Source organism: Planctomycetota bacterium, assembly GCA_016125255.1.
Lineage (GTDB): Bacteria > Planctomycetota > Phycisphaerae > Phycisphaerales > Zrk34 > RI-421.
Genome location: WGMD01000014.1, coordinates 38,307 through 49,735, shown reverse-complemented (window position 1 = coordinate 49,735; position 11,429 = coordinate 38,307). Strand labels below are relative to the sequence as shown.

10 protein-coding genes are annotated in these 11,429 nt (G+C 62.8%); all 10 read right to left on the bottom strand.

Annotation, left to right across the window (positions count from 1 at the left end; translation table 11 throughout):
- Nucleotides 1-195: 195 nt before the first annotated feature.
- Nucleotides 196-999 carry a fibro-slime domain-containing protein gene (locus GC162_12225; GenBank protein ID MBI1369406.1) on the bottom strand — a complete coding sequence of 268 codons (804 nt, stop codon included), beginning with the start codon at nt 997-999 and terminating at the stop codon, nt 196-198.
- A gap of 207 nt (nt 1,000-1,206) precedes the next feature.
- The gene (locus GC162_12220; protein MBI1369405.1) at nt 1,207-1,863 is read right to left on the bottom strand and encodes a hypothetical protein; all 657 of its coding nucleotides are present in this window, start codon (nt 1,861-1,863) and stop codon (nt 1,207-1,209) included.
- Nucleotides 1,864-1,865: 2 nt separating this feature from the next.
- Entirely contained in the window at nt 1,866-4,142 is a 2,277-nt protein-coding gene (locus tag GC162_12215) for a hypothetical protein (protein MBI1369404.1), read from the bottom strand.
- A gap of 69 nt (nt 4,143-4,211) precedes the next feature.
- Nucleotides 4,212-4,778, bottom strand: a complete 567-nt coding sequence (locus GC162_12210) for a hypothetical protein (GenBank protein ID MBI1369403.1) — start codon at nt 4,776-4,778, stop codon at nt 4,212-4,214.
- A 102-nt stretch (nt 4,779-4,880) separates the two neighbouring features.
- Nucleotides 4,881-6,104: a type II secretion system F family protein gene (locus tag GC162_12205; protein MBI1369402.1), complete on the bottom strand. Its 1,224-nt coding sequence runs from the start codon at nt 6,102-6,104 to the stop codon at nt 4,881-4,883.
- 140 nt (nt 6,105-6,244) lie between these two features.
- Complete coding sequence (locus tag GC162_12200; protein ID MBI1369401.1) at nt 6,245-7,300, bottom strand: PilT/PilU family type 4a pilus ATPase; 1,056 nt, start codon at nt 7,298-7,300, stop codon at nt 6,245-6,247.
- Nucleotides 7,301-7,348: 48 nt separating this feature from the next.
- Nucleotides 7,349-9,211, bottom strand: coding sequence for a type II/IV secretion system protein (locus GC162_12195; protein MBI1369400.1), 1,863 nt, complete (start codon nt 9,209-9,211; stop codon nt 7,349-7,351).
- A 6-nt stretch (nt 9,212-9,217) separates the two neighbouring features.
- On the bottom strand, nt 9,218-9,973 hold the full coding sequence (locus GC162_12190; protein ID MBI1369399.1) for a hypothetical protein: 756 nt from the start codon (nt 9,971-9,973) through the stop codon (nt 9,218-9,220).
- Between the two features lie 19 nt (nt 9,974-9,992).
- Nucleotides 9,993-10,553 (bottom strand): type 4a pilus biogenesis protein PilO, encoded by a 561-nt coding sequence (pilO, locus tag GC162_12185; protein MBI1369398.1) that lies wholly within the window; start codon nt 10,551-10,553, stop codon nt 9,993-9,995.
- Between the two features lie 3 nt (nt 10,554-10,556).
- The gene (locus GC162_12180) at nt 10,557-11,402 is read right to left on the bottom strand and encodes a hypothetical protein (protein ID MBI1369397.1); all 846 of its coding nucleotides are present in this window, start codon (nt 11,400-11,402) and stop codon (nt 10,557-10,559) included.
- Nucleotides 11,403-11,429: the final 27 nt, after the last annotated feature.

Sequence of the window (11,429 nt, the reverse complement as noted above, 5' to 3'; positions counted from 1 at the left end):
CCCCGTGGTCAAAACGGATGACGCATCCGCGCAGAATATCAAGCTTTCATTGTATCACGCCCGACGAGATCGCCCCGGATGTGTCGCAACGCATCCTGGGGCGCGGCCGGTCAAAATAAAAACGGCCGCGGAGTCGCCTCCGCGGCCGGGTCGAACCATTGCCCGGCGACGTGCCGAGCGGTGCCGTTGTTTTGATCAGTCGTAGAGCGGCGGCAGGAACTGCATCGTCGTCTCGATGGTCATGTTCGACTGCGTCGTGTGCCGCTCGCAGTAGAAAAAGTCGAAGTCATACGTCTTGCCCACTTCGAGCCCGAGCTGGCTGGCCAGCGAATCGATGTTGACGCTCGTGCTCTTTTCCGGGTGCACGCCGCCCAGGTCCACCGCCAGCTTCTTGTTGATGAACACCCACACATCGTCGTCGCCCGAGAAGTTGAACGTCATCGGGCTGCGCTTGGTCGGATCGGTGTAGGTGAACTTGGTGTGGATGGTGTAGGTGAAGTGGAAGTTGTGGTTGTTGCCGTCGTTGCCGTAGAGCTTGCCGTCGATGGGGAAGAAGCTCTTGCCGTTGTGGATCGACGCCTCGTAGCGGTAGATGCCGTTGCCGTTGCTGTCTTCGAGGGTGATGGTATGCGGGATCGACTTGTTGACGCCGTCGACGTTCTTGAACCACTGGCCGAAGCTCGCCTGGCTCTTGACGCGCCAGCCGGAGGGGATGTCGCGGTCGCGATTGACGTTGAGCACGGGGGCGCCGTCGGTGCCGAGCGTGGCTTTGACCATGCCCGTCACGAGCGGGTACGACCCGTTGCCGTCGTTCTCGAAGTCCGGGTGCCCGCCCGACACTTTGCCCGACTTGAAGTCGCGCAGCGTGCCCATCAGCTCCAGTTTGTCCGCCTGCGCATGGAGCGCGGTGGCGGAGAGAATGAGTCCCGCGGTGAGAATGCGACGTGTCCAGCCCATTTGCTGATCCTTTCGTTGCCGTGTGTCGTGTGCCCGTGCCATGGGTCGGCGCCCGACGCTCCGGGCGATCCGACCCAACAGACAAAACCTACAATTCACCGATAAAGTCGCCAAAAATTTCTTTCGCCAACCGTCGCGATCCGCCTTCACCGCCTCGCCTTCTCGTCATATCCGTCATAACCGGCCCGCACCGCGCACAAAAAAACCCCGCCATTGCGGGGTCGCGAGCATGCTCAAAGTCCGTCCGGCTTATTCCATGTTCCGACGCGGCATGCTCGACGCCACCAGCCGCACCGGCGCCGACGCCCCCTGCGTCGACTCCAGCGCCAGCGTCGCGTCCGCGCCCGGCTCCACCGTCAAATCAATCGTCGCCCGGCTCATCAGCAGTCCGAATCCCGACTGCCGGCTCGCCAGTGAAAACAAATACGGATCGTCCAGCGCCGTCCGCTGAATCCGCACGCGCTCCAGAATCGGCACCGCCGTGCTCGAATCCTCCTGATACATCAGGTCGCCCAGGTCCGCATCGTGATACGACCCGTTGACGACCCACCAGATCTTCACCAGCCGCCCCTGCCCGTCGATCATCTGAATCCCCACCGACTGCACCGGCGGCGACGACGGCGAACCGAGCGTGACGGACGAGTCGTTCGGATCGTACGCGTCCTGAAGCGTGCCGTTGCGGATCATCTGCATGAGGCGCTGCACGACGAGGCGGCTCGACGACTGCGTGCTGGCCGTCTCGGCCGCGCTGGCGTAAGCGTAGAACGACGCGTTGAGCGCCACCATCACCGCCGCCAGCAGCCACGCCGAAATCGCCAGCGACACCAGCAGTTCGACCACGCTCAGACCCGCCGCCCGGGAACGCATCCGCCGCACGTATTGCGAAGTGTTGTTGCGTGTGTTCATGGTCAGCGTCCTTCGTGGTACGTGTCGACGTCCGCGCTCATCTCGATCGGGCCGCTGATCCCGTCGGGGAGCACGCGGTGGGGGTTGTATCGGATGATGATCTTGCCGTACCCGCCGTCGGGCACTTCCGCTTCGCCGTCGCCGGCGGAGGACTCGAAGTAGCCGATCGTCGTGTTGAACATGGCGGGGTTGCCGCCGTTGGCCAGCGCCCCGTCGCCTTCCTTGGGTTCGTAGGTCGTCAGGATCGAGCCGTCGAGCGTGGCGTTGCCGCGGATGTCGAACACGCCCGCCACGATCGTCCCGTCCAGATGCACGTACTGGCTCGTCGAGGCCGGATCGTCGAACGAGCCCATGTCCACCGACATCTGCGGCGTCATGATCGTCGACTTCTCGTAGAACTTCTTGTCCGACGCCGAAATGTCGTCCGCGTTGAGATTGAACGCCGTCGCGCCCGTGAACTGAAGCTTGTTGCGCACATGCGTGAACGCCTCTGGCGAGGTCGAGGCGACCATGCCCTCGAACGTGCATCCGTCAAAGCGCACATTGTTGCCGTACGGCTTCGTGTCCGTCACGTTCGTGCCGTTGACGTTCACGACGACGTTCTCGTAGGCCTGCGTGCCGTCGGCGTTCTGCGTCCCGGCGTAGTTGAAGTTCGGGTCGCTGTTGTGCGCTTCGGTCTGCACGAACGTCACGCCCTTGAACTTGCAGTTGACGAACAGCGCGTTGGTCCCCATCGGAATCGTCACGTTCGTGAACGTGTAATTCTTGTAGACCGGCCGCTTGTAATAGTCATACGGGTGCGGCGAGTTGTAGGGCACCGCTTCGATCGTCGCGGCGCTGGGGGCGATGTACTGCGGCGTGCCCGAGCCCGACGACACCGCCGCCGACACCTGCGTCGCGAAACTCCCCGTCGCCTTGTTCTGATACTGCGACACGTCGATGTCCGACGCGTCGAAGCTCGACAGATCGCTGTCGCTGGCGTCGAACGTCAGCGACGGATCATTCGGGTCCGGCTTGATCGGGCCTTCCAGATATTTCTGATACTCCCCGCCCGCCGCACCCGCCTCCCACGCCGACTTGGAGGCCGAGAGAATGATCTGGCCGGCGATCTTGGCGTAGTTGTCATCGTTGTCGATCGACGTGAAGTCGTTGCCCACATCGGTCCAGTCCGAATGCCCCGGCAGCAGCACGCGGTTGTTCGTCCAGTCGAACTGCGTGCCCGCGGGGTATTTCACTTCATTGATGAGCTGCCAAAGCTGCGTGTCCACCATCTGGCCCCCCGAGTTGGTGAACTCCGAAGCCGAGAGCTTCCCGTCCTTGTTCGTGTCGTACTTGAGCAGGAACATGTCGTACGCATCGACGAATCCGTCCTTGTTGGCGTCGTACGACGCCGCGTCGTCGAGCGCCGACGACTCGCTGTCGCTGGCGAGATTGATGCGGTTGTCGCCGTTGCCGTCGTGCGCCGCCAGGTAGGTGTCCAGCGCGTCGAGCCACTGATCAAGCTGCGGATCGAGCCCGTTGAAGTTGTCGCGCATCTGCACCGGATGCCCGTTCTTGAGATTCACCTGCGTGAAGCGCGAGCCGATCGACCCCTTGATGACGACGTTGCGTCCGATCATGACGCGGTTTCGGCTCAAGATGGCGAAGCGGATCTTCTTGTCGAGGCGGAAGTCCATCTGCACCGCGCGGCTGTAGCCCGTATCCGTGCCGACGCTGCGCAGGCGGACCCAGACGCTGGAGATCGGATTGGTCGCGCTGACCGCTTCGCCGTTGGCGGTGAGCACGTTCGCCCCGCCGCCGACGTTGTACGGCGCCCGCTGATAGTAGTCGGACCCGTAGTCTTCGCCGGCCAGCGGATGGCGCTCGATGACGATCTGAAACGTCGGCGCGTTGGGCGAGTCGTCCACCGCGATGCGCCCCAGCGTCAGACGATCGCCGACGAGCGTGTAGTTTTCGAGACTGTGCAGTTCGCTGCCCATGTCGGTGATGATCTGATCGCGCATGACGGGCCAGATCTGATCGGCAAGGGCCTCGTCGATCTCGCCCTTGGGCGTCGTGATCGACGCGGCGATCTCGCCCACGCGATACTGAGCCCACTTCATGCCCGTCTCCGCCGCCGCCAGCGAGCGGTTGACGTGCTGATACGTGTTGGCGGTCTGCAGGTTGCCTTGCGAGACGATCGCCATCGCCGCGGCCAGCGCGCTGAAGATGACAATGAACATCATCGCCAGCACCGACACGATGCCGCGGTTGCGATGGGTTGTTCGAATCCTCGTCATCGGGAAGCTCCCAGGCCTCCGGGGTTCCATGTTTTGAATCTCTGGCATCTGTTTCGTTTTCAAGTTTTTCTAGTTCGCCCCCGCCCGGATCCAGCTCAGCCGCGTGATCTCCACCGGTGCTTCGTCCCGCGGGCTTTGATAGAACACCTGACAGGTGATCCGCACCACGTCGGTGCTGTCATCGGGCGCCGGCGCGCTGCTCGAGAGGTAGTTCGGCAGCACGTTCACCACCGTCACCTTCTGCGACCACCCCGCCATGTTCGGAATCTCCTGCCGCATCGCGTCGATCGGCGGGCTGAAGGTCACGCCCTGTCCGTCCGTCCCGTCAAAATCGTCCAGGTCGTCGTAGTCGACGACGGAATGTTCGTTGGACTCCGGGCCCCATGTCGCCGTGCCCGTGATCGGATCATGCTGGGGCATGTTCAGCGTCAGTTCGCGAATCTCGTTGGCCAGAAGCAGCGCGGTGCCGATGTGCTGCGAGAAGTTGTTCTGCTGGTGATACGACTGCTCCGCCTGCACGATCGCCAGCACGCCGACGCCGACGATGATCGTCACGAGCGCCGCTTCAATCAGCGTGAAGCCGGTGTGGCGATTGCGGCGCGGGGAGTGGGCGGTGCGGATTGAAGACGCTTGCATCGCAGACGTTGACGCCACAAGCGAACGCGTCCCCTGGATCAGCATGGGATGTCGTTTCGTGTGTGTCATGGTTTTTACTCCGCGCTCCGCATGCCCCGCTCCTCATTTGACCAGACTCGACAGTTTGAAGATCGGCAGAATGATCGCCATGGCGATGAAGCCGACGATCGTGCCCATCGCCAGGATCATGATCGGCTCGATGAGCCCGGTGACGGTCTTGATCGTTTCGCGAAGCTGCTTGGCGTAGTATTCGCTGATTTCGTCGAGCACTTCGCCGAGTTTGCCCGACTCCTCGCCCGCCGCGATCATCTGCGTGACGCTCTTGGGCAAAAGCGGGGCCTTCATCAGCGTGTGGCTGATCTTCTTGCCCTGTTTCACCGAAGCGTACACCGCGCGCCACAGCCGGCGGAACAGACTGTTGCCGGAGATGTCGCCCGTGATCGCCAGCGTGTCGAGCATCGGCACGCCCGCGTTGACCAGCTCGCCCATCGTGTGCAGCGACCGGCTGATGTACAGCGCCTTGAAGAGCCGGTTCATCAGCGGCATCGTGAGCTGCGTCTTGTGCCACCAGAAGGCGCCGACCTCCGTCCGGATGAACACGATCCCGCCCGCCAGCATCGCCACCATGCCCAGCAGCACCAGATACCAGTACTGCACCATGAAATCCGAAAGCCCCATCAGGAAAATCGTCGGCCAGGGCAGCACCGATTCCTTGCCCTTGAACACCATCGCGAACTTGGGCAGCACGAACGTGAGCAGGAAGAACGTCGTGGCGATCGCCATCACGAAGATCACGCACGGATAGATCATCGCTCCGCGCACCATCGCGCGCGTCTCGATCTGCTGCCCCATGTAGCTGGCGATGCGGTCGAGCATCTTGGCGAACGAACCGGACATTTCCGACGCGCGCACCATGTTGATGTAAAGCGAATTGAACTGCTTGGGATGCTTGGCCAGCGCGTCGGAGAACGGCTTGCCGCTCTCCACGTCGCGCTTGATCTGCACCAGAATATCCTTGAATTTGGCGTTTTCCGTCTGCTCGGCGATGCCTTCGATGGCGACGCGGATGCTGATGCCCGCGCGGATCATCACGGCCAGCTGCGTGGTGAAGTTGAGAATGTCCTTGGGCGCCGGGCCGGACGAATAGTTCAGCGCCTTGAGCTTGTCCATCACCGACGTCGCCGCCGACTCGATGGGCACGAGCCCGAGCACGCGATGCCCCTGCGCGCGCAGATTGTTGGCGGCGGCCACGGCGTTCTCCGCCGCGAGCACCCCCATGCTCATCTGTCCGTCCTTGGACTGAATCTGATACTTATAGTGAGGCATAATCTTTACGTCCCTGGGGCTGCCGAAATTCCATGGGCCTCGAATGACCAATGACCAAATCCCAATGTCCAATGAGAAGACATTGGAGCATTCGTCATTTCCTTGGTCATGGGTGCTTGTTCATTGGTCATTTGTTCACCTTACGCCGCGAGCATGCGTTCGAGCTTCTCCGGATGGTTCGCCTGCGCGATGGCGTCCTCGCGGCTGATCATCCCGTTGAAGTAGAGCTGCGCGATGGCGTTGTCGAGCGTCATCATGCCCATCGCGCGGTTCGTTTCGATCACGTTGGGAATTTCAAACGTGCGGGCTTCACGGATCAGGTTCCGCACCGCGCTGGTCGCGAGCATGATCTCGACGGCGGGGACCATGCCCTTCGTGTCGGCGCGGCGGAAGAGCGTCTGGCTGATGACCGCCTGAATCGTGCCGGCGAGCATCGAGCGAATCTGGTTCTGCTGATTCGCCGGGTACATGTCGATGATGCGGTCCACCGTGCTCGCCGCCGAGTTGGTGTGCAGCGTGCTGAACACGAGGTGGCCGGTTTCGGCGGCGGTGATCGCCGCGGCCGTCGTCTCCAGGTCGCGCATTTCACCCACGAGGATGATGTCGGGGTCCTGACGCAGGACGTGACGCAGGCCGCTGGCGAACGTGGGGCAGTCGGCGCCCAGCTCGCGCTGCTCGATCACGCACTTGTTGGACACGAGCGAATATTCGATCGGGTCCTCGAGCGTGATGATGTGCTTGTGGTAACGCTGGTTCATGGCGTTGATCATGGCGGCCAGCGACGTGGACTTGCCCGAGCCGGTGTCCCCGGTGACGAGCACCAGGCCGCGCGGCAGATAGGTCAGCCGCTCGATGACCTCAGGGAGATTGAGCTTCTCCATCGGCGGAATCTTGTCCTTGATGGCGCGCAGGGCGATGCCGATGGAGCTGCGCTGGGAGTGGACGTTGACGCGGAAGCGGCCGCGCCCGGGCAGTTCGTAGGAGAAGTCCACGTCCTGAACTTCCTTGAAGCGCTCGATCTGCTTTTCGCCGGCCATATGCTCGAACATGCGCCGGGCGCTCTCGGGCGTGATGACGGGGTAGTCGAGCGGGGTCATGATCGTGTGAATGCGCACCATCGGCTTGTGGCCGGAGATGAGGTGGATATCCGACGCGTCATTGTCCAGGGCCGTCTTGAGTATCGTGTCAATGTCCATGCGGTTCCATCCTGTTTAGCGACGCCGCTTGCGGCGTGTGGTGCTTCGTCAAATCGTCGCCTGCGTCACGCGCAGGACTTCCTCCACGGTGCTCAGTCCCTCCGCGACCTTGCGGAAGCCGTCCGCGCGGAGCGTGGTCATGCCCCGTTCGATGCACAGGCGGCGGAACTCGGTCACGTTGGGCCGGCGGGCGATGGCGTCGCGCGTCATATCGTCGAGCACGAGCATCTCATACAGGCCGACGCGGCCCGTATAACCGGTCATGTGACACTTGGGGCAACCTTCGCCCACGTAAATCTCATCGACATTCAGACCGTGCATCGAAAGGTGCTCGGCGGTTTCCTCGTCAAGTTTCGTCGGCTTTTTGCACCCCTCGCAGATCCGCCGCACCAGCCGCTGGGCCAGCACCGCGTTGACGGCCGCGCCGATCAGGTAGGGCTCGACGCCGATGTTGATGAGCCGGGTGATCGACGACGGGGCGTCGTTGGTATGCAGCGTCGAGAGCACGAGGTGGCCGGTCATGGCGGCCTGAATGGCGATGCGCGCCGTTTCCTCATCGCGGATTTCGCCGACCATCACCACGTCCGGGTCCTGTCGCAGAAGCGAACGCAGGGCGGCGGCGAAGCTCATGCCGATGCGCTCATGCGTCTGCACCTGCGTGATTCCGCCCAGGTGATATTCGATCGGGTCTTCGACGGTCGAGATGTTGAGCTTCTGCCGGTCCATCTGCGAGAGCGAAGCGTAGAGCGTCGTCGTCTTGCCCGAGCCGGTCGGCCCGGTGACGAGGATGATGCCGTGCGGCTGATTGATCTGCTTCTTCCAGACGGTCAGCGTGTTTTCCGGCATGCCGAGCTGGTCGAGCGTGACCTGCACGCTGCGCGAGTCGAGAATTCGCAGCACGGCCTTTTCGCCCGCGCCCGTCGGCAACGTCGAGAGGCGCAGGTCGAGCTTGCGGCCGTGCACCATCGCGCGGATGCGCCCGTCCTGCGGCAGGCGACGCTCGGAGATGTCCAGATTCGCCATGATTTTCAGGCGCGACACGATCGCCGCGTGCATCGTGTGCGGCGGATTCATCATCTCGAACAGCACGCCGTCGATCCGGTAGCGCACGCGCAGCTTCTTTTCCTGCGGCTCGATGTGAATGTCCGACGCGCCGTTCTTGACCGCGTCGTAGATCAGGTAATTGACGAAGCGGATGACCGGCGACTCGCCCGCCTGTTTCTCCAGGTCGACGTCCTCGTCCTGCATCTGCACGACTTCGACGTCGTCTTCCTCGATGTCCTTGATGATCTCGTCGACGGCGACGTCGGTGGCGTTCTCTTCGGTGAACGCTTCGATGACGGCCATGACATCGTGCGTCGTGATGAGCACGACCTTGACGGGCTTGCCGAGTTTGCGGCTGACTTCTTCGAGCATGAAGAGCTTGCGCGGATCGGTCACGCCGACGACGATGCGTGTGCCCGACTCGCGCAGCGGGATCACGCCGTGCGCTTTGCAGTAGTCGGGCCCGAGCCGGTGGAGCAGCTTTTCTTCAATCTTGTCGGCATCGACGGTTTCGAAGGGGATGCCGGCCATGTCCGCGCGGACCTGCTGCACCGCCGCCTCGTTGACGCCCAGGTCCACGAGCACGTCGGCAAGCTGTTTGCCCGGGGTCTGCTTGATCAGGGCGCGGGCTTCGGTGGCCTGCGCGGCGGTGATGACGCCCTTGGCCTGAAGCTGCTCGGCGATGTCGGCGTTGGGGCCGATGGGATGGTCCGGCTGGTACAGGTCCGCCAGCGCCCCGCCGTGCGCGCCTTCGACGCGCTGCATCGAGGTCGCCAGCGTGGGCTTGCCCAAGGACGCCGGAGCCGGGGCCTCGGCGGCCTCGAGCTCCACATCGGAAAGCCAGTTGTCAAGGTCCTTGTTGCGCATGATGGTTCAGTTCTTGAGGTCCAACGGTTTTTTCATCGCGAGCGTGTACGTGTTGCCTTCGGCCGAGAGCGTCACGCCGGTCGGCGTGATTTTGGAGACGGTGAACGAGCCGACGGATTCGCCTTCCTTGAGAACCTTGCCGCTGATGACGGCCAGCGGCTGGGCGCCATTGAGCAGACTCTGAAGCTGGAGCTTGTCGAACTCCGCCTTGATCTCCTTGAGGCGCTGGGCCTTGACCTTGTCGATGGCGGCGACGTTCTGGTCGGTCGACGATTTGTTGGCCGAGACGAACATCTCGAAGGGGTTTTTCTGAAGGTGGTCCACATCGACCTGCCGCTTCGTCGGATCGTTGGAGAAGGAGGCGATGACTTTGTCGGTGTCGCCGAAGAGGGCGTCGAGATTGCCGGGGCTGGCGGCGGAGCCCTTCTTGTCGGCCTGAAGCTTGGCGAGGGCCTGATCGATTTTCTTTTCGGTGGCGACCATGGACTGATCGAGTTTCTCGACGCCGCCGGTCACGCGCATGGTCCAGAGCGTGCCGCCGGCGACGCACAGGACCACGACGAGCAGCAGCGCGCCGTTGAGTTTGCTCGACGACTTGGACGCGGCGGCGGGATCGCCCAGCGCGGCGCCGAAGCCCGCTTCGCCGCCGATGCCCAGCGGCATCGACACGGGGTCCTCGTCCTGCGTCGCCAGCACGCCGCCGGTCATGCCCTCGGGCAGAGCGTCGTCCTTGATCGAATCGAAATCCTTGAAGCTTTCCATCGTTGAATCTCCGGTCGGCTCAGGCCTTGGGGGTCGTCGGGTTGGCGTCCTGCGGTTCGAAGAAGATGCTCAAGGTGAACTGCGCCTCCATCTGTCCCTCGTCGCCGTTCTTGAGCTTCTCGAGCTTCATTTCGGGCACGCGGGTGATGCGGCTCAGTCGCTCCAGATCGAGCAGGAAGGCGTAGTAGCCGTCGAAGTTGCCGGTGATGACCATCTTGAGGGGCAGTTCCGAATAGCGGCTGCTCTTGATGGGCTTTTCCGCGCGGACGGAGCGGGGCTTGAGCCCGTGCTTGGCGGCGAGCTGCCACACCTCCTTGAGCATCACTTCGACTTCCTTCTCCGCCGGGAGCTTGGCTTCGAAGACGTCGATCGCCTCGGTGAGCTTGTCGATCTCGTGCCCGAGGTCCTCCATCTGGCGCGTCGCGGCCTGAAGCTGCTGAAGCTTCTGCTGCTTGGCGCGGATTTCCTCGCGGGCCTGGGCGATCTGCAGATTGTTGGGCTTGAACACAAACCACCATGCCGCCACCGGCACCGCCAGCAGCACCATCACGAAGATCAGTTCACGCAGTCCGAATCGCATGGCTTACTCCTCCCCCGCCCGCGTCCCGTTGGCCACCTGGTGCTCGGGCTCGGACGGCTCGGTGTGGATCGATGAGGGCACGATCGTCGGCTGCGCCTGCATCGGGTTCTTCTGAAGCTCGCGCGGAATCTCGATGGGGTCGATCGACCGCACGTCCGCATGCTGGTTGAGCGTCATGTCGATGCGGAACTTGCGCATCGACGCCTCGTCGATCTTGATCTCTTCGGAGTAGACGAGATTGACGTCGCTCATGAGCGCCGACTGCTGAAGCGACGCCAGGTACTGGGCGACCTGAACGTCCGTCGGCGCCACGCCGCTGATCGTCACGTTCACGATGTACTCGGGCACCGGCTCCTCGTCCTTCTTGTCCTTGTCCTTGTCGGGCGCGTTGGAGTTGTATCCGCCGAGCCCGCCCTTGTGACGCTGCGACAGCGCCGACTTGGTCGCCACCGGCGAGACCGGCTTGACGACCTTCGAAGCCATCTGAAGATCGAACAGACTCAGCGACTTGGGCATGCGGTTGATCAGGTCCGCCAGCAGAAACGTCCGGGGCACCGGCTCGATGAGCATGCTGGTGATCTGCGCCTTGCGGAGCATCTGCTCCTTGCGCTGATGGAGTTCGTCAAGCTGTTCGAGCCGCTTGGCGGCGTCGGTGTAGGAGGCGTTGATGACCTCGCGCTGCTTGCGCACGTCGGCGCGGTGGCGATTGGTGACCAGGTACGCGCCGACGACGCCGGCGAGCACGACGGCGAAGAGCGAGAGGCAGATGATGTTCGTCCGCCGCTCGATGCGCCGTTCGACGTAGTCTTCCGGGAGGAAGCTGAGCTTGTCGTTTCGTTCGTTGATCATCGGTCCGTTCCCTGTCTTGTGGCGATG

Excerpts from the sequence above, each read along its gene's own strand:
- GC162_12225 (MBI1369406.1), bottom strand. The coding sequence starts at position 999 with ATGGCACGGGCACACGACACACGGCAACGAAAGGATCAGCAAATGGGC.
- GC162_12220 (MBI1369405.1), bottom strand. The coding sequence starts at position 1,863 with ATGAACACACGCAACAACACTTCGCAATACGTGCGGCGGATGCGTTCC.
- GC162_12215 (MBI1369404.1), bottom strand. The coding sequence starts at position 4,142 with ATGACGAGGATTCGAACAACCCATCGCAACCGCGGCATCGTGTCGGTG.
- GC162_12210 (MBI1369403.1), bottom strand. The coding sequence starts at position 4,778 with ATGCAAGCGTCTTCAATCCGCACCGCCCACTCCCCGCGCCGCAATCGC.
- GC162_12205 (MBI1369402.1), bottom strand. The coding sequence starts at position 6,104 with ATGCCTCACTATAAGTATCAGATTCAGTCCAAGGACGGACAGATGAGC.
- GC162_12200 (MBI1369401.1), bottom strand. The coding sequence starts at position 7,300 with ATGGACATTGACACGATACTCAAGACGGCCCTGGACAATGACGCGTCG.
- GC162_12195 (MBI1369400.1), bottom strand. The coding sequence starts at position 9,211 with ATGCGCAACAAGGACCTTGACAACTGGCTTTCCGATGTGGAGCTCGAG.
- GC162_12190 (MBI1369399.1), bottom strand. The coding sequence starts at position 9,973 with ATGGAAAGCTTCAAGGATTTCGATTCGATCAAGGACGACGCTCTGCCC.
- pilO (MBI1369398.1), bottom strand. The coding sequence starts at position 10,553 with ATGCGATTCGGACTGCGTGAACTGATCTTCGTGATGGTGCTGCTGGCG.
- GC162_12180 (MBI1369397.1), bottom strand. The coding sequence starts at position 11,402 with ATGATCAACGAACGAAACGACAAGCTCAGCTTCCTCCCGGAAGACTAC.